Origin of the sequence: Methylobacterium sp. E-041, assembly GCF_022829665.1 — a bacterium.
Classification (GTDB): Bacteria; Pseudomonadota; Alphaproteobacteria; order Rhizobiales; family Beijerinckiaceae; genus Methylobacterium.
This window is the reverse complement of the sequence record NZ_JAKSYQ010000089.1, coordinates 1-21,776: the sequence shown is the minus strand read 5'-3', so window position 1 is coordinate 21,776 and position 21,776 is coordinate 1. Positions and strand designations below refer to the sequence as shown.

The following is a 21,776-nucleotide window of genomic DNA, read 5'->3' as shown; positions in this document are numbered from 1 at the left end:
TGGGTCGGGACCCATGAGGCCCGGCGGACGCCCGCCGCCCCGCGGTCGCGGGGGCCGGATCACGATCCGGGCTCAGGCCCCGCTGCCGCCGCGCGAGATCGCGCGCTTGACCACGCCCTGCACCTCGGGGTTCGAGAGGAACAGGTCGTGGTTGATCAGGCCGCCGCCGTAATCCGAGGCGTCGGCGACGCGCACGCCCAGCGCCTCCAGGCGGTCGCGGTCGGCGGCGCCGGCGCGCACGACGCCGCCGGCGATGGCGCCGGAGAGCTCGAGCGCGCGGTCGTTGGTCGACGAGATCACCGTGATCTTGTGCACGTCCGCGCCGAGCTTGGCGACGCTGCCCGTGAACAGGTCGATGTCGATGTCGGGGGCGGCGAGCACCACGGCACCGATCCGATTCATCGCCGCGTCGCCGGCCTCGGCGCGCAGCATCCGCAGGGTCTCCAGCGTCAGCAGCGTGCCCATCGAGTGGGCGACGATGTTGATCCTGCCCGCGCTCTGGGTCGCCGCGAGGGCCTTCAGCAGGTCCTCGAACGCGTCGCGCGACCACAGCGCGCTCTCGCGGTCGTAGCCGTAATCGAAGGTCGCGGCGGCCGACGGCCAGGTGAACAGGCCGGAGACGCCGCGGAAGCGGATGCCGTCCGAGAGCCGGGCCGCGCTGACGGCGGCCGACTCGAACGATTCGCGGTAGCCGTGGACGTAGATCAGCACGTCGCGGCCGAGGGCGGCCTCCGCGAAGGCGTTGGCCGCGCCGGGGCCGGTCTCGACCTTCGGCACCGCGCCGATGGTCCAGTCGCCGGAGATCACCGACGAGACCTTGCCGAGCAGCGACCGGTCGGGCGGGGACAGCCGCACCTCGGCGAAGCTCAGGCCGCGTCCGCGCTCGGCGTTGAAGTAGGGGGGCTTGGGCGGGCTGCCGACGGGCTTGCGCGTGGTGGCGACGAGCAGGACCGGCATCACGTCGAGGGCCGACTGCCTCTCGGGCAGCGCGACCGTCCCGGTCGAGAGGCTGTCCGTGACGCAGCCCCCGAGGGACGGCGCCAGCACGGCGGCCCCCCCGAGGGCACCGAGGCGGACGAAGGCGCGGCGGGTCGGAGGCTGGCGCAGCATGATCTCGGGTCTGTCCGGCACGAGGGGAGACGGCGATGTGTCCGGCTCCGAGACCTAGCCTGTGCCGCAGGATCATGACCATGGCAGGGCGTAAGCGTGACCGTTCGTCCGGTGGATTGCGGGCATCCGGCGCGGCGGCCGGGAGCCTCCTCCTGAACGGCGGCGGCATACGGCGGTCGGAAGGGCAGGGGGATGCCTCACGATCGGAAAAGGACCCGCCGTGTTCACAGCGCGAAACCCTTTCGATCGCCAGATCGTCACCGGCGCGTCGCGCGATCGGCCTGGCCACCGCCGCCTCCGTCCTGTCCGGCACCGGCGGCGCTGATGCCGGGATCGCGATCGGCGCGGGCCGACCCGGTCCGTGCCCCTCGACGAACGCCGCCCGCCCCGGCATGAAGGGCGGATGACGCCTCCTTCCCTCGACATCGATGCGCTCCGCACGCGGCTGCTCGCCGGCGACCGGGCCGCGCTCGCCCGCGCCATCACCCTTGCCGAGTCGAAGCGGGCCGATCACCGGGCGCTGGCGCGGGACCTGATCGACGCGGTTCTGCCGCAGACCGGGCAGGCGATCCGCGTCGGCATCACCGGGGTGCCCGGGGTCGGCAAGTCGACGACGATCGACGCGCTCGGCGCCAACCTGACGGCCGCCGGCCACAAGGTGGCGGTGCTGGCGGTCGACCCGTCCTCGACGCGCACCGGGGGCTCGATCCTCGGCGACAAGACCCGGATGGCCCGCCTCGCCCTCGATGCCAACGCCTTCATCCGTCCGTCGCCCTCGTCGGGTACGCTCGGCGGCGTCGCGGCCAAGACCCGCGAGACCATGCTGCTGTGCGAGGCGGCCGGGTTCGACGTGATCCTGGTCGAGACGGTGGGCGTCGGCCAGTCCGAGACGGCTGTGGCGGACCTGACCGACTTCTTCCTGGTGCTGATGCTGCCGGGTGCCGGCGACGAGCTGCAGGGCATCAAGAAGGGCATCCTCGAGCTCGCCGACATGATCGCGGTCAACAAGGCCGACGACGGCGAGGCGGAGCGGCGCGCCAACGCCGCGGCCGGCGAGTACCGCGCGGCGCTCCACATCCTGACGCCGGCCTCCGCCACCTGGACGCCGCCGGTGGTCACCATCTCGGGCTTCCACAACCTGCGCCTCGACGCGATGTGGGACCGCGTCGTCGACCACCGCCAGAAGCTCACCGCCACCGGCGAGATCGCGAGGAAGCGCCGCGAGCAGGACGTGAAGTGGATGTGGGCGCTCGTCCACGAGCGCCTGCACCAGCGCCTCGTCGGCACGCCGGAGGTGCGCAAGCAGACGGCGGAGGCGGAAGGCCGCGTCGCGCAGGGCGAAGCCTCGCCGGCCGCGGGCGCGGCCGCCATCGCCGAGCTGATCGGGCTTTGAGCCTGGCGGCTTCCAGCGGATCGCCGGTTCTTCTGATCACCGGGTTCGGCCCGTTTCCCGGCATGCCGCGCAACCCGAGCGCGGCGCTGGCGCGCCGCCTCGAAAGGTCGAGCCGCCTCAGGTCGGCCCTCGGTCGCGCCCTGCGGGTGCGGGTGCTGGACACCACCTACGACGCGATCGGCACGCAGCTCGTGCCGACGCTGGCGCAGGCGCCCGCGGCGGTGCTGATGCTCGGCGTCGCCTCCCGGGCCAAGCGCATCCGCGTGGAGGCGCGGGCCTGCAACCGGGCGAGCCGGTTCTACCCCGATGCGTCGGGGCGCCCGTCCGCCCACCTCACCCTCGATCCGGACGGACCGCCGGCCCGCCGTGCCTTCGTCGCGCCCCAGGCCCTGGCGATCCTGCGCCGGCACGGGCTGGCGGCGGGGCGCTCGCGCGATGCCGGGCGCTACCTCTGCAACGCCAGCTACTTCCGCGCCCTGGCCGAGCCCTGCCCGGTGCTGTTCGTCCACATCCCGCCGGCGGCAGCGGTGAGGCGGCCCCGCGACGCGGCGCGCCCGCGGCACGGCCGACCCGATCCCGCGGCGCAGGCGCGGGCGCTCACGCAGGTGGCCTTGTTCCTTTGCGTTCGGGGACGGGCGGCCGCCTCGAAGCGGTGATGCTGCGTCGAATGTCTCACGTCGCCGCCGCGTCGCTCACCCCAGATCCTGCAGGTGCCGCGCCGCGATCACCGAGGCGGCGGTGCGGTTCTCGACGCCGAGCTTGGCGTAGATGCCCTCCAGGTGCTTCGTCACCGTGCGCGGGCTCAGCCCCAGGATCTCGCCGATGTCGCGGCTCGACTTGCCGCGCGAGAGCCAGAGCAGCACCTCCGCCTCGCGGCCGGTGACGCGAAGCCGATCGCGCAGGCGGTCCAGGCCCGCGGCGGTGTCGTCCCGCGAGAGGCGCAGCAGGATCTCGTCGCCGGTCCGGCCGATGAAGCTGAGGACGTGGGCGCGGCCCTCGCGGTCGCGCAGGCTCAAGGGCGCCGCCGCGCCGCCGACCAGGGCGTCGCGCAGCCAGGCGCGGCTCGTCGCCGGCAGGGCGAGCGACGCGCCGGGATCGGCCGCGAGGTCGGCGAGCAGGCGCGCGGCCTGCGGCGTGCACCAGGCCACCGCGCCGGCCGCGTCCACGGCGAACAGCGTGCGGCCCGCGGTGTCGAGGGCCGCACGCGCGCTCTGGGCGGCGCGGGCGCTCGCCAGGTGGACGCGGATGCGGGCGAGGATCTCGTCCGGCGCGATCGGCTTGGTCACGTAGTCGACGCCGCCGGCGCCCAGCCCCTTCACGATGTGCTCGGTCTCGGTGAGCCCGGTCATGAAGATCACCGGCACGTGCGCGACCTGCGGCTTCGCCTTGAGGCGGCGGCAGGTCTCGAACCCGTCCATGCCCGGCATCATCGCGTCGAGCAGGATCACGTCGGGGGTGATCTCGTCGACCAGCGCCAGGGCGAGGTCGCCCGCCACCGCCACGAGCACGGTGGCCCCGGAGCGCTCGATCGCCTCGGTGAGGAAGCTGAGGGTGTCGGGAGAATCGTCGACGACGAGGACGATGTCGCGCTGCGGCTCAGGCATCCGAGGCGAGGCCTTCCCGATCCACCGTCCGCTCCACGGCCTGCTCGGACATCTCCTGGAGGATGCGCAGGTAGCGCCGCATGTCGAAATCCGCCACGAGGCCGCGCATCTCCGCCACGAAGGCGCCCGGCACGCGCGCATCCTGCGCCATCTCGGCGAGCTTGGCCTCGATGCCGCGGATGTGGCCGATCCGGCCGAGGCGCAGCAGGTCGCCGACCTGCTCCGGCGACGGCCCGGCGGGCGCCTCCGGCGGCGGCGTGCCCGGGGCCGGCGGCGGCTCGGGCTCGGGTTCCTGCGTGCCCGACCATTCCAGGCCGAGCAGCTGCGTGATCCGCTCGAGGAAGTCGCGCAGGTCGAAGGGCTTCGCGATGATCGCGTCGTGCGGGGCGTCGTCGCCGCGGATCGGGCTGATCTCGTGGACGTTGGCCGACATCATCGCGATCCGCCCGGAAAACCCGGTCTCGCGCAGCCGCTTGGCGACCGCCCAGCCCGAGAGCCCCGGCATCGCGATGTCGAGGAGCAGCAGGTCGGGCCGATCCGCCTGCGCCGCGGCGAGGCATGCCGCCCCGTCGGCGGCCTCGATCACGACGAGGCCCTCCGGCTCGAGGATCTCGCGCATCAGCGCGCGGTGGCCGGCATCGTCGTCGGCGACCAGCACCGTCCGCCGGGCGCCGCCGTAGGCCCGGGCCGGGACGGCCAGCGGAAGCGGCGTCGGCGCGGGGCGCGAGACCGAGGCCAGCATCAGGCGGAAGCGGAAGGCGGTGCCGCGGCCGAGCTCGCTCGTCACCGAGATCTCGCCGCCCATCACCTGCGCCAGCAGGTTGGCGATGGTGAGCCCGAGCCCGGTCCCCGGCGTGCCGGCGGCGGCCGGCGTCGCGCCGCGCTCGAACGGCTCGAAGATCCGCTCGAGGTCGGCCTCGGGGATGCCGGGCCCGGTGTCGCGGATCGTGAACACCGCCACCTGGCTGCGGTAGCTGAGGTCGAGCGCGACGTGGCCGCTCTGCGTGAACTTGATCGCGTTCGAGAGCAGGTTGAGCAGCACCTGCCGCAGGCGCTTCTCGTCGGTGGCGACCACCGCGGGCAGGATCTCGGGCCGGGTGAAGCGGAAGTCGAGGCCCGCGGCCTGCGCCTGCAGCCGCACCATGTCGACGATCTGGTCGAGCACGTCGGCGATGCGGATCTCGTCGCGGTGGATCTGCAGGCGGCCCGCCTCCATCCGCGAGATGTCGAGGAGGCCGTCGATCAGGCCCGAAAGGTGCTGCGCGCTGCGCCGGATCACCCGGATGCCGTTCTGGCGCGCGGGCGGGATCGCGACGTCGCCTTCGAGCAGCTGCGCGTAGCCGAGCACCGCGCTGAGCGGCGTGCGCAGCTCGTGGCTGATGCCGACGACGTAGCGGCTCTTGGCGAGGTTGGCGGCTTCCGCCGTCTCCTTGGCCGCCTGGAGCTTGGCGTCGGTGACCTTGTGCGCCTCGATCTCGGCCTCGAGCAGCGCGGTCTGGCGCCGGGTCTCGGCCTGCGCGACGCGGCGGCTCTCGTGGGCCAGCACGAACAGCCAGGCGACGACGCCGAGGATGACGATCAGGATGAAGAACACGCTGGTCAGCGCCGCCCGCAACGCCGCGCGGTGCTCGGGATGCTCCAGCGTCGCCCCGGCATGGACGATGCCGAGGATCAGGCCGACCACGGCGACCAGCGTCAGCATCAGGGCGAGGTAGCGCCCGAGCGGCGCGCCGATCCAGGCCGCGGTGCGTGCCGGCACGATCCGGCCGAGCGCGCCTTGCGCCTGCGCCTCCAGCTTGCCGTGCGGCTTGCACAGGTCTCCGCAGCGGGCGTCGAGCGAGCAGCACAGCGAGCAGATCGGCCCGTCATAGGCCGGGCAATGGGCCATGTCCTCGCCCTCGAACGGCAGCTCGCAGACCCGGCAGACGATCTCGGAGTCACCCCAGTCGGCCTTCGGCGTCCGGGCGAGGTAGTAGCGCCCGCCCGTCCCCCAGGCGATCAGCGGCGCCGCCGCGAACGCGACGCCGAGCGCCAGCAGCGGCGCGAACGGTTGCAGGGCGTGCCCGAGCAGGCCGGCATGGGCGAGGTAGCCGGCGAGCAGCGCCAGCGTCATCGCCCCGGTGCCCACCGGGTTGACGGCGTAGAGGTGCGCGCGCTTGAACTCGATGCCGGGCGGCGACAGGCCGAGCGGCTTGTTGACCGCGAGATCCGACGCCAGCGCCCCGACCCAGGCCGAGACCACGACCGCGTAGAGCGGCAGCGTGCTGGCGATGGTCTTGTCGATGCCGAGCTCCATCAAGAGCAGCGCGATGGCGACGTTGAACACCAGCCACACGACGCGGCCGGGATGGCTGTGGGTGAGCCGCGAGAAGAAGTTCGACCACGCGATCGAGCCGGCATAGGCGTTGGTCAGGTTGATCTTGAGCTGCGAGACCACGACGAAGCCGGTCATCAGGAGCAGCGCGGCCTCCCGCGAGGGCGTGACGTAGCCGAAGGCGACCGCGTACATCCGCGTGGGCTCGGCGGCGTTCTCCGGCGCGACGCCGTGCGCCATCGCCAGCACCGCGAGGAAGGCGCCGAGCAGGATCTTGAGCATCCCCGGCACGATCCAGCCGGCGCCGGCCGCCAGCACCGCCGCCCACCAGCGCCGGTCGATCCGCCCCGCCTGCCGCCCCTTCGCCTCCGGCACGAAGCGCAGGAAGTCGACCTGCTCGCCGACCTGCGCCAGCAGCGCCAGCAGCACGCCGACGGCGAGGCCGAAGCGGGCCGCGTCGAGTCCGGTGCCCGCGCCCGGGGCGAGGCCGGGGAAGGCGAGCATCGCCGCGAGCGGCGCGTCGCCCTTCCAGGCGATGCAGGCCAGCGGCAGCAGGTTGAGGCCGATCCACAAGGGTTGGGTCCCGATCTGGAACCGGCTGATCAGGCGGATGCCGTAGACGACGAGCGGGATCACGATCGCGGCGCAGGCGAGATAGCCGATCCACAGCGGCAGGCCGAAGCAGAGCTGCAGCGCCAAGGCCATGATCGCGGCTTCGATGGCGAAGAACAGGAACGTGAAGCTCGCATAGATCAGCGAGGTCACGGTCGAGCCGAGATAGCCGAAGCCGGCCCCGCGGGTGAGCAGGTCCATGTCGACGCCGTAGCGGGCGGCGTAGATCGTGATCGGCGCGGCGGTGGCGAAGATCAGCACGCCGACGACGAGGACGGCGGCCAGCGTGTTGGGGAAGCCGGTGGCCAGGACCAGCGTGCCGCCGATCGCCTCCAGCGCCAGGAACGAGAGCGAGCCGAGCGCCGTCTGCGCCACCTGGAACGCGGACCAGCGCCGCGCCTTCTTGGCGGTGAAGCGCAGCGCGTAATCCTCCAGCGTCTCGTCGGCGACGAGGCGGTTGTAGTCCCGGCGGATCGGGATGATGTGCTGGCGCCCGCTCATGGCGTGGTGGTCGGTCCCGAATCGTCCCCGGACGGCGTGGCCCGCGGACCGTGCGGCATCGATAGGCCGGATCGGCGCAGGATACGCAAAAATCGTGCGCCGCCCGCGCGGCTCGCGGGGGGCCGACAGCATTGAATTCGCGGGGCCGCGACGGCATATCGCCACCGCATCCGCGCCCCGGGTCCTGCGGGATAGGGCGCCGCGCGGACCTGTCCTGATGCGCTGCCCGACGACGAACCGACGTCCACTTCGTCCGGCGGCGCCTTGTGAAGTGGAGCGACGAACGTGAGCGAGACGGTGGAGCGGCACGAATTCGGTGCCGAAGTCGGGCGGCTGCTGGATCTCGTGGTCCACGCCCTCTATTCCGACCGCGAGATCTTCCTGCGGGAGCTGGTGGCCAACGCCGCCGACGCGATGGATCGCCGCCGGTTCGAGGCGCTGACCTCGGCGGCGAGCGCGCTGCCCGCCGACGCGAAGGTGCGGATCACCCCCGACAAGCCGGCGCGCACGCTGACGGTCTCGGATGCCGGCATTGGCATGAGCAAGGAGGACCTCGCCTCCAACCTCGGCACCATCGCACGCTCGGGCACGCGGGCCTTCTCGCAGACGCTGGCGGAGGCCAAGCCCGACGAGAAGCCGAGCCTGATCGGCCAGTTCGGCGTCGGCTTCTACTCGGCCTTCATGGTCGCCGACCGGGTCACCGTCACCTCGCGCCGCGCGGGCACCGACGAGGCCTGGACCTGGGCCTCGGAGGGCCAGGGCAGCTACACGCTCGAGCCGGCGACCCGCGAGGAACCCGGCACCACGATCGTGATGCACCTGAAGGAGGACGCCGACGAGTACCTGGAGAGCTACCGGCTCGACCATCTCGTGCGCAAATGGGCCGACTTCATCACCGTGCCGATCGCCATCGTCGAGGACGGCAAGGAGGAATCGGCCAACCAGGGCACCGCGCTCTGGCGCAAGCCGAAATCCGAGATCACGCCGGAGCAGTACGAGGAGTTCTACCGCTCGGTCGGGATGAACTTCGACAAGCCGTGGGCGACGCTGCACTGGCGCGCCGAGGGCGCGCTCGAGTTCTCGGCGCTGCTGTTCGTGCCCGGGATGAAGCCGTTCCAGGCGGTCGAGGGCGAGCGCGAGAGCAAGGTTCGCCTGCATGTCCGGCGCATGTTCATCACCGACGACGCCAAGCTGCTGCCGTCCTGGCTGCGCTTCGTGCAGGGCGTGGTCGACACCGAGGACCTGCCGCTCAACGTCTCGCGCGAGATGCTGCAGACCACGCCGGCGCTGGCCAAGATCCGCCGCGCCGTCACCGGCCGGGTGCTCTCCGAGCTGACGAGCCGGGCCAAGGACGCCGAGGGCTACCAGGCCTTTTGGGAGAATTTCGGTCCGGTGGTGAAGGAGGGCATCTACGAGGACCACGAGCGCCGGGCCGAGATCGCGCCGCTGCTGCGCTTCAAGTCCTCCGCGGTCGAGGGCTGGACCGGGCTCGCCGACTACGTCGCGCGGATGAAGGATGGCCAGGAGGCGATCTACTACCTCGTCGCCGACGACGCCGACGCCCTCGCGCGCTCGCCCCAGCTCGAAGGCTTCCGCGCCCGCGGGCTCGAGGTGCTGCTGCTTTCCGACCACGTCGACGCGTTCTGGCCCGAGCAGCTCGCGCGCTTCGAGGAGAAGCCGCTGCGCTCGGTGACGCAGGGCGCCCTCGACCTCTCGAAGTTCGCCGGCGACGGCGACGCGGGCGAGCCCCCGGCCGGGATCGAGGGCCTCGTCGCGAAGATCAAGGCGGCCTTGTCCGAGGACGTTTCGGACGTGCGCGCCACCGACCGCCTCGTCGACAGCGCCGTGGTGCTGGCCGCCGGCGGCAGCGGCCCCGACCTCCAGATGCAGCGCCTGCTGCGCCGGGCGGGCCGCGCCGCCGGCGGCGGCAAGCCGATCCTGGAGATCAACCCGCGCCACCCGCTGATCCGCGCGCTGGCCGAAGGCCCGGAGGACGCCGTCGCCCCGGCCGCCGGCACCCTCCTCGACCTCGCCCGCATCCAGGACGGCGACACCCCGCGCGACCCGGTCGCCTTCGCCCAGGTCGTCGCGGCGGCGCTTGCCGCGAAAGCCTGAGGCGCACGGCGACCTTCGCCGACGACGACGATCGAAAGATCGCATTCCGGCTTGTGATCCGGCGGTGCTTCATGCTAGGCACCGCCGGTCTCGACGAGGCACCTCGCGGAGAGGTGGCAGAGCGGTTGATTGTACCGCACTCGAAATGCGGCATGGGTGCAAGCCCATCGGGGGTTCGAATCCCCCCCTCTCCGCCAAATCAGCCTTAAGCCATTGTGATAGCGGTATCTTCCTGATGCCGTGGGCTTTCAGCGCGCTCCTGCTACGAGGGCGTGCGACGAAGCCAGAGGCAGATGGTGGGTCTCGTCCAGCGTCGGGGCATCTTCTATGTCCGTCGCACCATCCCGGATGCGCTGCGCGCCGACATGCCGGCCGTGCTCGGAACGGCGGGGCCTGGCATCTTCGACGAAAGCGCGCCCGTCTCGCTGAAGGGAAGGCGGGCCGGCCGGGAGTTCTGGGTCAGCCTCGGCACCCGCGACGCGGACGTGGCACGCGATCGGGCCCGCCGGCTGGATGGCGAGGCGGACACACTCGTCCGCTTGGCGAAGCGCCGTTTGGCTCTCAGCGCTCAGCCGAAACTCTCGGACCTCGACGACACGGTTCTTCAGGGTCTGGTCGCGACGTTCCGCCATCGCAAGCTCGCCTCGGAGGAAGCGCGGCGGCGGGGCGCCGACCCCCTCAGTCGCGAAGGGTTCGACGCACTCGGGCGGGAGATCGCGTTGCGGGAGGCCGAGTTGCGCGATGCCAACGCGCGCGGCGACTGCACCGCCACGCACTTCGATTTCGATGCGATGATGACCGTGCTCGATGCCGGACTGAACATCGCGTTCGGATCGCCAGGGGATCGTCGTCTCCATCTGGCGTTCGTCGAAGCCGAACTCGAGGTGATGACCATCATCAAGGACCGGCACTCCGGGAATACCCGACCCACACCCTCGCCCCCGCCGAAGGGAGACCTTCGAACGGAGGCCGTGTCTCGGCCGAAGCAGGAGAGGATCGAGGCACCGAGCCCGGAGTAAATTCTGAGGCTGGAAGACGGATCAGGCGCCGACCGAGAAAACCTTCTATACGTTCTCCAGCAAGGTGCGCCGGTGGACTGGCCTGCCCCTATCCTGTGGCCCAGGTTCGAAGTTAGTGCATCGTCGGTCGCGTGACGATGGCGGGTTGTGCGAGCGGCGCTGAGCTGCTCGGTTCGGTTGGCCAGATGACGACCTCCGGCGCGGGCGGCTGATAGCCGAGCGACGAGTGCGGTCGGAGGGTGTTGCCGTGCCTCCGCCATTGCTCGATCACGATGCAGGCCTCCTTGAGGGTGTAGAACACCTCGCCGTCGAGAAGTATATCGCGCAGCTTCGCATTGAAGCTCTCGCAATACCCGTTCTCCCACGGACTGCCTGGCTCGATGTAGGCCGTTGCTGATCCGACCGCTGCGATCCAGTCTCGGACAGATCGAGCGATGAACTCAGGTCCATTGTCCGAGCGGACATGACCCGGCACACCGCGCAGGCTGAACAGATCCGAGAGCACGTCGATCACTCCGAGGGCCTTCAGCTTGCGGGATACGCGGATGGTGAGGCACTCGCGCGTGAACTCCTCGATCACGTTCAGCATCCGGTACTTGCGCCCGTTGTGCGTGCGGTGCTCGACGAAGTTATACGACCAGACGTGGTCAGGTCGCTCCGGCCGCAGTCGCAGGCACGAGCCGTCGTTGAGCCAGAGCCGCGACCGCTTCGGCTGGCGAGCGGGAACCTTGAGGCCCTCGCGGCGCCAGATCCGTTCGACCCGCTTCACGTTCACCGTCCAGCCGTCACGCCGGAGCAAGGCCGTAACCCGACGATAGCCGTAGCATCCATGCTGCAGCGCCAGGGCGACGATCGCAGCCGTCAGAACAGCTTCGTCCTCGACCACCACGGCGGCCTTGCGTTGGGTCGAACGATGCTGGCCCAGGACACGGCAAGCGAAGCGTTCCGATACGCCATGCTCGGCAACGACGTAGTCGACACACGCCCGGCGGCGAGCCGGGCTCAGAAGTTTCCCGAGGCTGCCTCCTTCAGGATCAGCTTCTCCAAGGTCAGATCGGAGATCGCCCGACGAAGCCGCTGATTCTCCGTCTCCAAAGATTTTAGCCGCTTGAGCTGATCACCCTTCAAGCCACCGTACTCAAAACGCCAGCGGTAGTACGTGACCTCCGTCACCTCGATCGACCGGATTGCTTCGGCGACCTTACGGCCTTGCGAGACCAAGACATCAACCTGGCGCAGCTTGGCGACGGTCTCTTCAGCCGTATGATTTTTCCGTCCCATGACAACATCCTCCACATGGCTCGAAGCCATACCTCAGGGAGGACCACTTTTCAGGGGGCAGGCCATTTCTGTCGTCGGGTCATCCGGGAGATCCTGCCGGAGCGCAAGGCGATCCACGTGAGCGACATCACCCTGCGGATCGGCGCGGACCTGGTTCACGAGGCCGGCGAGCACGTGCAGGCCTGGCGCCCGAGACGGTCAGGGGAGGCGCCATCGACGAGCGAATGTACCGCAACGGTTGATCCGTGAGCGAGGGCGCCGGAGGCGGACGCCCAGCCCGGAGGACGGCGGGGTCGCCGTCTGAAGTTCAATGAGCCGCGGGTGTGCAGACGACGTTGAGTGCAACCGGCGCAGCTATCTTGGAAGTCGTGTCGGCAGACCTCACCTTGCCCCCAATGGGCAGCGCGTTCGACGTCATCATCGTAGGGGGAGGCGCCGCCGGCATCGGTGCCGCCCGGCGGCTCGCGGCACAAGGCTCATCGGCCTTGCTGCTTGAGGCATCTGCGCGCCTTGGAGGCCGCGCGTGGACGCAGGACATCGGAGGGTACCCGCTCGACCTCGGTTGCGAATGGCTCCACTCCGGCGAACGAAATGCATGGGTCGGCATCGCCGAGGCATCGGGCTTCCCGGTCGACCGAGGCGAACCGCCATGGGCGAAGGCCCACCCGGGCATCGAGCATGATGAGCACGCACAAGAGGCGGCGCAAAGGGCGTACGGCGACTGGGAAGACCGGCTCCGCATCGTCGCGGCGGGCAGCGACCGGGCCAGCGACGCCCTTCAGCCGGGCGGCCCCTGGAACGCCTACGCGCGGGCCATCGCCGGCTTCATGAGCGGCATGGCGCCCGAGCAGATCTCCGCGACCGATTACCTCGCCTACGACGATGCCTCGACGGGCCGGAACTGGCATCTGCCGTCCGGCTACGGCACGTTGGTCGCTGCCAGCCTGCCGTCCACGACGACGCTGCGGCTCGCCACCCCCGCCGACCGGATCGACCTGACGACGGACGGCGTCGCCGTGACCACCCGCGCCGGCACCATCCGCGCCGGGGCCGCCATCCTCACGATCTCGACCGCGGTCCTGGCCGGCGACGCGATCCGCCTTCCCGCCGGGACCGAACCCTGGCGCGAGGCGGCCGCCGCCCTGCCGCTGGGCCGCAACGAAAAGATCTTCCTGGAGATCAGGCATAACGCAGCGTTCGAGCCGGACTCGCATGCCTACGGCAACCTGCACGACCCAAGGTCGGCTGCCTACTCGATCCGACCGAACGGATGGCCGGTGATCGAGGCGTTCCTCGGGGGCGACGGCGCCCGTATCGTGGCGGAGGGGGGCCCGGCCGCCGGCTTCGCCCACGTGTCGGCCGAACTGGGCGCCCTGTTCGGCAGTGACGTGGCGTCGGCCATCCGCCCCCTCGCGGCGACGTCCTGGAGCCGGATGGCGTCCATCGGTGGGGCGTATAGTTGCGCCCTGCCGGGACGATCCGATGCGCGGGCGCGGCTGGCCCGGCCATTCGAGGACCGCCTGTTCTTCGCCGGCGAGGCGACGCATCCTTTCGACTTCACCACTGCACACGGAGCCCACGACAGCGGGATACGGGCCGCCGACGAGGCCTTGGCGGCGCTCGGGGACAGGCGGGGCGAAGCGGCCTAGGCGAGGTCCCGGAGGCGTCCGCATGGCCGCAGGGGCCGGAACATCCGGGGGCGGGGCCGATTTCCGAAGTTCCCGGACAGCATCACCCGACACGCGCGCCGCACGGGCTGTCCCGTACGAAACCGGCGCGCCAGGACAACCTCATGACCGACGCCTCCGACCACCGCCTCAAGATGCAGGACCCGCGCACCCAATACCCGCAGCCGCCGTTCAAGCGGCAACCGCAGGAGGCGCCCGGCCTCGCCGGCGCGATGGACCCGAAGCCGGACCACGGCGAGACCAGCTACCGGGGCCACGGCCGCCTCGCCGGACGCAAGGCCCTGGTGACCGGCGCCGATTCGGGCATCGGGCGCGCGGCCGCCATCGCCTTCGCCCGCGAGGGCGCGGACGTGGCGCTCAGCTTCGTCGAGGCCGAGATGCCGGACGCCCGGGCGGTGGCGAAGCTTATCGAGGCGGAGGGCCGCAAGGCGGTGCTGCTGCCCGGCGACATCACCGACAAGGCGTTCTGCGACACCCTGGTGCACAAGGCCGTGGTCGAGCTCGGCGGTCTCGACATCCTCGTCAACAACGCCGGCAAGCAGACCAACCAGACGGACATCGGCGACATCACGGACGAGCAGTTCGACCGGACGCTGAAGACCAACCTCTACGCGATGTTCTGGATCACCAAGGCGGCGATGCCCCTGTTGCCGGCCGGCGCGTCCATCATCAACACGGCCTCGGTCGTGGCCTACAACCCACCCAAGATCCTGGTCGACTACGCCACCACCAAGGCCGGCATCATCGCGTTCACGAAGGCGCTGGCCAAGCAGTCCATCGAAAAAGGCATCCGCGTGAACGCGGTGGCGCCCGGCCCGTTCTGGACCGCGCTGCAGCCCTCGGGCGGGCAGCCGCAGGAGGCGGTCGAGAAGTTCGGATCTGAGGTGCCGCTCGGCCGCCCCGGCCAGCCGGTGGAACTCGCGCCGGTCTACGTCTTCCTGGCCAGCCAGGAGGCGAGCTACGTCACCGGCGAGGTCTACGGCGCGACGGGTGGCAACGGCACCGCGTGAATTCGCCGAACCGGCGGGAAAACCGCTTCCCGCCGGCTGTCATGCTTGGCACTGCCTGTTCGAGACAAACGTGGCATTCGCCCGAGCCGTACGCGCGCTACAGATCTTCGAGGGGGTGGACGCCAGGCGTTGCAGGCGGGGATACTCTACTTGGCTCGCCCGGTGGGACCGATCATGCTGCAGCTTCAACCGATGCCGAAGGTCATCACCTTCGATTGCTACGGCACCTTGGTCCGGTGGCATGACGCCGTCCGGTCGGCGGCCCACGCGATCCTTGCCCGTCGCCTCCCGGAAGCCGATGCGCAGGAGCAAGCGGCCATCCTGGCCGATCGATTGCGAGAGGCTGCGGTAGAGCGGCAGAAGCGTCCGCAATTCCGCGACTACAAGTCGATCCTGCGATCCGCCCTAGCCGAGGCCCTCGCCGATGCCGGCCATACGGCCAAGCCCGAGGACGGCGACACGTTGCTGAGGGTCCTGGGACGTATCGAGCCGCACCCCGAGGTTGCCGCGGCGCTCGACCGTCTCCGCGCACGCTACCGGCTGGCGGTCATCAGCAACACGGACGACGACCTGATCGCAGGCACCGTCGCGGCCATCGGAGTGCCGCTCGACTTCGTCGTCACGGCCGAGCAGGCCCATGCCTATAAGCCCGATCACGGGCTCTTCCTACACGCCTACAAGACCATGGGCGTGCGGAAAGAGGAAACCATCCATGTCGGCATGGGGCAGTTCACCGACCTCAAGGTCTGCCACGAGCTCGGAATCCGCTCCGTGTGGATCGACCGGGTGGGCGAACCGCCGAACCTTGCATGGCCACCGCATGCGTCGCTCAAGGATCTCTCGCGCCTGCCGGACCTGCTCTCGCCGGAGTGAGCGAACGCCGCGAGGAACCTGATGCCTAAAGATGATGCTCAGCCAGTTCGGCACGGCGATCCGAAGCGGACGTTCCGCATCCCACCCGTCTGAAACGCTCAGGCAGGCGGTCTGCGGCGGCCGATGCTGGCCGAAAGCCGCTGGTCCGCTCCAAAGTAGGTTCGCCGCAAACGTCGACGTTCTCTGCAGCGAACCTCGACAACAACGCTCATGCAGGGCGAGGCTGCATCGCCCCCCGCTGCCAACCACAGTAGGCTCTGCTCGCAGGGCTTGATGAAGCGCACCGTGCGCGTCCGAACCGACCTGTGGCCGGCGATGGTAGCCGGAAGTTTCCATCAGTCATTCAACAGCCGCTACGCGCTAGCCGAGGCGCCGATCATGCTCGCCCGCATGAGGAAAAACGAGCCTCTCGGAAAGATCGTTCTAAGCGTCTGACGCACAGTCCCGAGCGTCGGCCTCAAACGAGCCGGTCCAGCGCGCGGCGGCCACTTCACGACTGGATCGCGCCGTTTCGCCGGGAGATCGCGGATGCCCCGATGCCCGGCCGGCAGGATGCGGCGGCCGACGTGCGCGGATTAGAACAGGGCGCTCCAGCCTTCACCACCGTATTCAACGCATGGGGTAGAGTGTCGAGAACTGCGCGGCATGAGAATCTGAGATCGAGGCAGCGGGCGCCCATGGATCAACGCGTTGCCAGAGCAGAGGGCCGCGTACTCCGGACTATGGCTTTTGGCTGGGCGGCAGGATCATCGCGGTGTCTGGGTCGGAGGCGTCGCCCTCCTGTTGCTGATCGAGCGAGAGCTTGGCCGCGAGGTCCGGCTCCTGTCCGTTCGCCAACTCCTGCGCAGCCGCAACTTCCTTATCACGTGCCTGCTCCGCCGTGAGCTCGCCGCGCACCACCGCCCGGGCCAGGTTCAGGCTCAGGACGTTCTCGGCCTCGCTAGCGCCGTAGGCGGTGAGCGTGCCTCGCGTCCGGTCCGGAATGACGCTGCCGTTGAAGGTGGCGACCGCGCTGAAGAAATTGAGCGGGACTTTGTAGGGCAAGCTCTGCTCTAACACGTCGTTGTGCTTGGCCGGGAAATCGTGCTCGGCTCCCATCTTGTGCACCACCGTCCGGATCCAAGGCCCGTTGCGGTGCCAGATCAGCAGTGTCGCCGTCTGCTCCTGGGGTGCGCCGTACTTGTCAGCAACGGCTTCAGCGGCCTTGCGGGACGGCTCGGGCCAATCCTGAGCGAGGCGCTCGGCGGCCCCTGCGGGGCCCGCGGACAGCGCGAGGACGAGAGCGAGGATGCATCGGCTGCGGTTCTGCGAGGGCATGCGCTTCCCTGACGGCGCCGGGGGCAGCACGGCTTCCTGCAGCGAATGGGAATCGCTGTCACGCCGCCGCGTTGCTCCGGGTCTACGCCGGGTATAGGCCGAGCACCCGAGAATGGTTCCAGGGAGATGCCCGATGGTGCAGCTGATGTCGCTGGACGTGAATGGGCGCGCGGCGCCCGTGAGCGTGGACGACCCCGATACGCCGCTCCTCTACGTGCTACGCGATGATCTCGGCCTGCACGGGCCGCGCTTCGGCTGCGGGCTGGGCCAGTGCGGCGCCTGCACGGTGCATGTCGATGGGCAGGCGGTGCGCTCCTGCATCACCCCGGTCTCGAGCCTAAGGGCGGGGGCCAAGATCGTGACGCTCGAAGGGCTCGGCAGCCTGGACAAGCCGCACCCGGTGCAGGCGGCCTTCATCGTCGAGCAGGCGGCGCAATGCGGCTACTGCATCAACGGCATGATCATGCAGTCGGCCGCCCTGCTCAACGAGACGCCGAAGCCCAACGAGACCGCCATCCGGCAGGCGCTCGCCCAGAATCTCTGCCGGTGCGGCACCCATCAGCGGATCGTGCGCGCCGTCCAGCGCGCGGCCGGCACACTCTGACAGAGGTTGTTGTCATGACCGCACCCGCCCTCTCCCGCCGCAGCCTGCTCCTCCAGGGCGGCGCCCTCGTGGTCGGCTTCTCGCTGTCCGGCCGCGGCGCCAGCGCCCAGAGCTTCGCGCCGGTCGCCACCAACGGCTTCGCGAAGCCCGTCGCCCCGGACCGCGTCGACAGCTTCCTGGCGCTCGGCGCCGACGGTCACGCCACGATCTTCTCCGGCAAGGTGGATCTCGGCACCGGGGTCGAGACCGCCCTGACGCAGATCGCGGCTGAGGAACTCGACCTGCCGCTCGACCGCGTGACCGTCGTCCAGGGCGATACGGCGCTGACGCCGGATCAGGGACCGACCTACGGGAGCCTCTCGATCCAGAAGGGCGGCGTCGAAATCCGGCAGGCGGCGGCGACGGCCCGCGCACGCCTCGTGCAGATGGCCAGCGAGCGCCTCGGCGTACCGGCCGACGAGCTGGTGAGCGAGAACGGCACCGTCCGGCCGAAAGCTGGCGGCCGGGGCCTCTCCTACGCCGATCTCGTGAAGGATGGGCGCCTCGACCTCAAGGTCGATCCGGCGGTCAAGACGAAGGATCCGGCTCAGTTCGCCCTCGTCGGCAAGCCGGTGGCGCGGGTCGACATACCCGAGAAGATGACCGGCCGCTTCACCTACATGCAGGATTATCGCGTGCCCGGCATGGTGCATGCGCGGGTGGTCCGTCCCCCGACCATCGGGGCGGATCTGCAGGGCGTGGATGAGGCCTCGGTCGCGGACATCCCAGGACTGATCAAGGTCGTGCGCCAGGGTAACTTCCTGGCCATCGTCACCGAGAAGGAGTGGGCGGCCGTGAAGGCCGCAAAGCAGCTGAAGGCGACGTGGTCGGAATGGGAAGGCCTGCCCGAGCAGGGCAAGCTCTGGCAGCACGTGCGCGCCACGAAGGTCACCAAGGACGACGTCACGAGCAGCACGGGCGATGCCGAGGCGGCGCTCGGACAGGCGGCCCGGAAGCTCGAAGCGACGTACGACTTCGCCATCCATACCCACGGCTCGATCGGGCCGTCCTGCGCCATCGCAGAGCTGAAGGACGGGTTCCTGACCTGCTGGACGGCCTCGCAGATGACGCACGCCCTGCGCAAGCAGCTCGCGGCGATGACCGGCCTCGCGCCGGAGGCGGTGCGCTGCATCTACGTCGAGGGCTCGGGCTGCTACGGCCGCAACGGCCACGAGGACGCGGCGGGCGACGCCGCCCTTCTCGCCCGCGCGGTCGGCCGCCCCGTGAGGGTCCAGTGGTCGCGCGCCGACGAGCACGGCTGGGATCCGAAAGGACCGCCGACCCTGATCGACCTGAAGGCCGGGCTCGACCCGCAGGGCAACGTCACCGCCTGGTCCTCCCAGTTCCACATCCCGGAGGGGGCGGCCGGTAACGTGCCGCTGGTGGCGGCCTCGCTGGCCGATCTGCCGCACGAGACTACGATGGCGCCGGGCAACATCATCGGCAACTCGGCGCTGCCCTACGCCTTTCCGAACGTGCGCACGGTCTGCCACCGGCTGGCCTCGACGCCGTTCCGGCCCTCCTGGATCCGCACCCCCGGGCGGATGCAGAACACCTACGCCAACGAGGCCTTCCTCGACGAGTGCGCGGCGGCAGCCGGCGCCGACCCGCTGGAGTACCGCCTGCGGGCGCTGAAGGATCCGCGCGGCATTGAGGTGCTGAAGCGGGTTGCCGAACTCGCCATGTGGCGGGCGCGCCCCTCGCCGGTGAAAGACGCCGCGGGCGACGTGCTGCGCGGCCGCGGGATCTCCTACGTGAAGTACGAACTCAATCGCACCTACGTAGCGGGCGTGGCCGAGGTCGAAGTGAATCGCAGCACCGGGCAGGTGCGCGTGCCGCGCTTCTTCGTGGTCCAGGATTGCGGGCAGATCATCAACCCCGACGGCGTGCGCAACCAGCTCGACGGCAATGTCATCCAGACCGTCAGCCGGGTGCTGCTGGAGGAGGTCACCTTCGATCGCGGCGCCGTGACGAGCCTCGACTGGTCGAGCTACCCGATCCTGACCTTCCCGGACGTGCCCGAGGTCGTGATCGACCTGATCGACCGGCCAACCGAGAAGCCGTGGGGCGCCGGCGAGCCGTCCGCCGCCATCGTGCCGGCGGCGGTCTCGAATGCAGTCTTCGACGCGACCGGCGTACGCGTGCGGTCCGTGCCGTTCACCCCGGCCAAGGTGAAGGCGGCTCTGCAGGGGGCCTGAAACGCGAGCAGGCAGGATCGTCGGGGCGTGGCGCCGGTCCCGCGGCGCGGGCCCGGATCGCGATCCGCCGGCCGCGCCGCGGACGCCGGGTGGTGCCTCGGCCGCCGGGATCGACGCAGCTTGATCGAGGCGGCTGGCATGGGCCGGCCCGTGCCGGGGTCCGGTCCGGCACCCTTTGACCGCACCGTGGCGGCGCTCGAACATCTGCTGCTTTACGTTCGTCCCGTACGCTGGCTCCTCGACGGCGGCCGGACAAGGATGGAGCCGTTGGGGGCCTACCCTAACATCGCGAGCGGACCGCCTGCCTATGCCGACGAGGCGAGAAGACACTCCCACCGACCCTGCCGAAGGCGCTTCACGCTGCCCTCCGACATTAAAGTGCTTAGATATTGCTAGGCTGTGAGACGTGGTATCGGATCCGCAAAGCCCCACAGGCGCTCGTTGCAGGTTTACCCGGAAGCGGACGTTCCGCATCCAACTCCACACGGATGCAACAAGGGATGTAGGAGGCACCCGACAGTGGATATTCTCTGCGCCATTTCAGTGATCTGGGTCAGTTAATCTTGCTCACTGGCAGGCGGTTCGTAGGATGCAGGATTGTTGCGGCGATCCAAGACCTCATGGTTTAACTGAAAAACTCTAGGGACGGCAGATCGATCGGATATTCTAGGCCGACTTGCTGGTCTGACGGTTGTCGAGCTTGCGCAATTCGGTGGCGATGTCCTGGAGACTGGAATCTCCCTTTCGCAAAACGCGATCGGCTTCTGATAACCGGTCCCGCTCCTCGGCCGTGACGTCCCGGGCGCTGAGGACCACTACCGGCACATCGGCGCAACCCGGCAATCTTCGCAAGCGGTCAAGGAACGAGAACCCGTCCATCACCGGCATGGTGAGATCGAGAAGGACGAGGCGCGGCACGCCAAGCCCGACCTGCTTGAGCGCCTCGCGGCCGTCGCCGGCCTCGCGGACGCTCCAGCCGTTGCGTTCGAGGGCCGTCCGTAGGCGGTGCCGCATGTCCGCGTCGTCATCGACCACGAGGACGTCGCCGTCCGCTGCCCGGAACTGATCCAGGATCGTCCGGAGGCGCGCCCAGTCCACCGGCTTCGGCACCGCCTCGATGGCACCGAGCGAGGCGCTGAGCGTCGCGTCGGCAACGAAGCTCACCATCACCACCGGGATGCCGGCAGTCTCGGGATCCGACTTGAGAGCGGCGAGCACCGACCAGCCGTCCATCTCGGGCATCATGACGTCGAGGAGGATGGCGCGGGGCTTGAGCGACTGGGCGAGGTTGAGGCCGGTGCGCCCGTCCGCCGCCGTGCGCACGGAAAAGCGCTGGCGTTCGAGGAACCGGGTCATGAGCTCGCGCTGGGATGCCTCGTCGTCGATCACCAGCACCAAGTCATCCATGCGTTCGCCGTTCTCCGGTACGGCATCCGGCGCGACATCGACCGTCCGGTCCGGTGCCACCGCCGGCACGCGCAGGGTGAAGCTCGTTCCCTCGCCCTCGACGCTCGTCACGGAGATGTCGCCGCCGAGCAACTGGGCGAAGGCGCGGCTTAGAGCCAATCCAAGACCGGTGCCGCCATAGTTGCGTGTGGTGCTCTCGTCGGCCTGCGTGAAGCGCTCGAACAGGCGCCCGACCTGCTCCGGGTTCATGCCGATGCCCGTATCCCGCACCGTGAACTGGAGCCAGCCGCCGCGGATACCCGCCTCGCGCCCGGCTTCCAGCGTGATGGTGCCGCCCTCGGTGAACTTGGCGGCGTTCGAGAGCAGGTTGAACAGGCACTGGCGCAGCTTCACCGCGTCCGTTCGGGCTCGGCCGACGCCATCGGCCACGTCGAGCACGAGGACGTTTCCCTTCTTCCCGACGAGCGCCTCGACGGTGGCGGCCGCGTCCATGACGAAGGCGGCGACGTCGATGTCCTCGGGGTAGAGCTCCATCTTCTCCGCCTCGACCTTCGACAGGTCGAGCACGTCGTTGATCAGGCCGAGGAGGTGCTGGGCGTTCGATTTGATTTTTCCGAGATCCTTGAGGAGGCTCTCCTGACCGAGCTCCTCCGCCTCTTCCTCGAGCATCTCGGAGTAGCCGATTACGGCC

16 protein-coding genes and 1 tRNA gene are annotated in these 21,776 nt (G+C 69.9%); 11 read left to right on the top strand and 6 right to left on the bottom strand.

Going from position 1 to position 21,776, the window contains the following annotated elements:
• Window positions 1-72 precede the first annotated feature (72 nt).
• Window positions 73-1,110: an alpha/beta hydrolase gene (locus tag MKK70_RS08965; protein ID WP_147728879.1), complete on the bottom strand. Its 1,038-nt coding sequence runs from the start codon at window positions 1,108-1,110 to the stop codon at window positions 73-75.
• An 80-nt stretch (window positions 1,111-1,190) separates the two neighbouring features.
• Here MKK70_RS08965 and MKK70_RS08960 point away from each other — a divergent pair, with 80 nt between their 5' ends.
• From MKK70_RS08960 to MKK70_RS08950, 3 genes are read left to right on the top strand one after another with little or no spacing between them, the layout of a single operon-like run.
• Complete coding sequence (locus tag MKK70_RS08960) at window positions 1,191-1,517, top strand: hypothetical protein (protein WP_243947031.1); 327 nt, start codon at window positions 1,191-1,193, stop codon at window positions 1,515-1,517.
• Window positions 1,514-2,503, top strand: a complete 990-nt coding sequence (gene meaB / locus MKK70_RS08955) for a methylmalonyl Co-A mutase-associated GTPase MeaB (RefSeq protein WP_243947029.1) — start codon at window positions 1,514-1,516, stop codon at window positions 2,501-2,503. Before MKK70_RS08960 ends, meaB begins: the two co-directional genes overlap by 4 nt.
• Window positions 2,500-3,159 carry a peptidase C15 gene (locus MKK70_RS08950; RefSeq protein ID WP_243947027.1) on the top strand — a complete coding sequence of 220 codons (660 nt, stop codon included), beginning with the start codon at window positions 2,500-2,502 and terminating at the stop codon, window positions 3,157-3,159. The genes meaB and MKK70_RS08950 overlap by 4 nt, the downstream gene beginning before the upstream one ends.
• A gap of 36 nt (window positions 3,160-3,195) precedes the next feature.
• Here the strand turns inward: MKK70_RS08950 and MKK70_RS08945 are convergent, their stop codons facing one another.
• Window positions 3,196-4,107, bottom strand: a complete 912-nt coding sequence (locus tag MKK70_RS08945) for a response regulator transcription factor (protein ID WP_243947025.1) — start codon at window positions 4,105-4,107, stop codon at window positions 3,196-3,198.
• Entirely contained in the window at window positions 4,100-7,534 is a 3,435-nt protein-coding gene (locus MKK70_RS08940; RefSeq protein WP_243947023.1) for an ATP-binding protein, read from the bottom strand. The genes MKK70_RS08945 and MKK70_RS08940 overlap by 8 nt, the downstream gene beginning before the upstream one ends.
• Before the next feature lie 285 nt (window positions 7,535-7,819).
• On the opposite strand from MKK70_RS08940, the gene htpG reads away from it, so the two are divergent.
• The 3 genes from htpG (at window position 7,820) to MKK70_RS08925 (ending at window position 10,668) form a co-directional block, all read left to right on the top strand.
• Window positions 7,820-9,649 (top strand): molecular chaperone HtpG, encoded by a 1,830-nt coding sequence (htpG, locus tag MKK70_RS08935; protein ID WP_243947014.1) that lies wholly within the window; start codon window positions 7,820-7,822, stop codon window positions 9,647-9,649.
• Between the two features lie 107 nt (window positions 9,650-9,756).
• Window positions 9,757-9,846, top strand: a tRNA-Ser gene (locus tag MKK70_RS08930).
• A 96-nt stretch (window positions 9,847-9,942) separates the two neighbouring features.
• A complete protein-coding gene (locus MKK70_RS08925) occupies window positions 9,943-10,668 on the top strand; it encodes a DUF6538 domain-containing protein (protein ID WP_243947012.1) in 726 nt (241 codons plus the stop codon).
• 112 nt (window positions 10,669-10,780) lie between these two features.
• Here MKK70_RS08925 and MKK70_RS08920 read toward each other — a convergent pair.
• Window positions 10,781-11,949, bottom strand: a protein-coding gene (locus tag MKK70_RS08920) for an IS3 family transposase (protein WP_243947010.1) whose coding sequence is annotated in 2 segments (ribosomal slippage) — window positions 10,781-11,685 and window positions 11,685-11,949 — 1,170 coding nt in all. Because the reading frame shifts where the segments join, the coding sequence is not laid out codon by codon here.
• A gap of 395 nt (window positions 11,950-12,344) precedes the next feature.
• Here MKK70_RS08920 and MKK70_RS08915 point away from each other — a divergent pair.
• From MKK70_RS08915 to MKK70_RS08905, 3 genes are all read left to right on the top strand, one after another.
• The gene (locus MKK70_RS08915) at window positions 12,345-13,598 is read left to right on the top strand and encodes a flavin monoamine oxidase family protein (protein WP_243947113.1); all 1,254 of its coding nucleotides are present in this window, start codon (window positions 12,345-12,347) and stop codon (window positions 13,596-13,598) included.
• 143 nt (window positions 13,599-13,741) lie between these two features.
• Complete coding sequence (locus MKK70_RS08910; protein ID WP_147858527.1) at window positions 13,742-14,647, top strand: SDR family oxidoreductase; 906 nt, start codon at window positions 13,742-13,744, stop codon at window positions 14,645-14,647.
• Between the two features lie 174 nt (window positions 14,648-14,821).
• On the top strand, window positions 14,822-15,520 hold the full coding sequence (locus MKK70_RS08905; protein ID WP_147724764.1) for an HAD family hydrolase: 699 nt from the start codon (window positions 14,822-14,824) through the stop codon (window positions 15,518-15,520).
• 720 nt (window positions 15,521-16,240) lie between these two features.
• On the opposite strand, the gene MKK70_RS08900 is transcribed toward MKK70_RS08905, so the two are convergent.
• Window positions 16,241-16,837: a hypothetical protein gene (locus MKK70_RS08900; protein WP_243947007.1), complete on the bottom strand. Its 597-nt coding sequence runs from the start codon at window positions 16,835-16,837 to the stop codon at window positions 16,241-16,243.
• 133 nt (window positions 16,838-16,970) lie between these two features.
• Between MKK70_RS08900 and MKK70_RS08895 the strand changes: the two genes are divergently transcribed.
• Both MKK70_RS08895 and MKK70_RS08890 read left to right on the top strand, forming a co-directional pair.
• Complete coding sequence (locus MKK70_RS08895) at window positions 16,971-17,441, top strand: (2Fe-2S)-binding protein (RefSeq protein WP_243947005.1); 471 nt, start codon at window positions 16,971-16,973, stop codon at window positions 17,439-17,441.
• A gap of 14 nt (window positions 17,442-17,455) precedes the next feature.
• Window positions 17,456-19,678, top strand: coding sequence for a xanthine dehydrogenase family protein molybdopterin-binding subunit (locus MKK70_RS08890; RefSeq protein ID WP_243947003.1), 2,223 nt, complete (start codon window positions 17,456-17,458; stop codon window positions 19,676-19,678).
• Between the two features lie 666 nt (window positions 19,679-20,344).
• On the opposite strand, the gene MKK70_RS08885 is transcribed toward MKK70_RS08890, so the two are convergent.
• The coding region (locus MKK70_RS08885) for a hybrid sensor histidine kinase/response regulator (RefSeq protein WP_243947001.1) at window positions 20,345-21,776 on the bottom strand (1,432 nt) is incomplete at its 5' end.

Excerpts from the sequence above, each read along its gene's own strand:
- MKK70_RS08915 (WP_243947113.1), top strand. The coding sequence starts at position 12,345 with ATGGGCAGCGCGTTCGACGTCATCATCGTAGGGGGAGGCGCCGCCGGC.
- MKK70_RS08925 (WP_243947012.1), top strand. The coding sequence starts at position 9,943 with ATGGTGGGTCTCGTCCAGCGTCGGGGCATCTTCTATGTCCGTCGCACC.
- meaB (WP_243947029.1), top strand. The coding sequence starts at position 1,514 with ATGACGCCTCCTTCCCTCGACATCGATGCGCTCCGCACGCGGCTGCTC.
- MKK70_RS08910 (WP_147858527.1), top strand. The coding sequence starts at position 13,742 with ATGACCGACGCCTCCGACCACCGCCTCAAGATGCAGGACCCGCGCACC.
- MKK70_RS08945 (WP_243947025.1), bottom strand. The coding sequence starts at position 4,107 with ATGCCTGAGCCGCAGCGCGACATCGTCCTCGTCGTCGACGATTCTCCC.
- MKK70_RS08890 (WP_243947003.1), top strand. The coding sequence starts at position 17,456 with ATGACCGCACCCGCCCTCTCCCGCCGCAGCCTGCTCCTCCAGGGCGGC.
- MKK70_RS08960 (WP_243947031.1), top strand. The coding sequence starts at position 1,191 with ATGGCAGGGCGTAAGCGTGACCGTTCGTCCGGTGGATTGCGGGCATCC.
- MKK70_RS08940 (WP_243947023.1), bottom strand. The coding sequence starts at position 7,534 with ATGAGCGGGCGCCAGCACATCATCCCGATCCGCCGGGACTACAACCGC.
- MKK70_RS08905 (WP_147724764.1), top strand. The coding sequence starts at position 14,822 with ATGCTGCAGCTTCAACCGATGCCGAAGGTCATCACCTTCGATTGCTAC.
- MKK70_RS08965 (WP_147728879.1), bottom strand. The coding sequence starts at position 1,110 with ATGCTGCGCCAGCCTCCGACCCGCCGCGCCTTCGTCCGCCTCGGTGCC.
- MKK70_RS08900 (WP_243947007.1), bottom strand. The coding sequence starts at position 16,837 with ATGCCCTCGCAGAACCGCAGCCGATGCATCCTCGCTCTCGTCCTCGCG.
- MKK70_RS08895 (WP_243947005.1), top strand. The coding sequence starts at position 16,971 with ATGGTGCAGCTGATGTCGCTGGACGTGAATGGGCGCGCGGCGCCCGTG.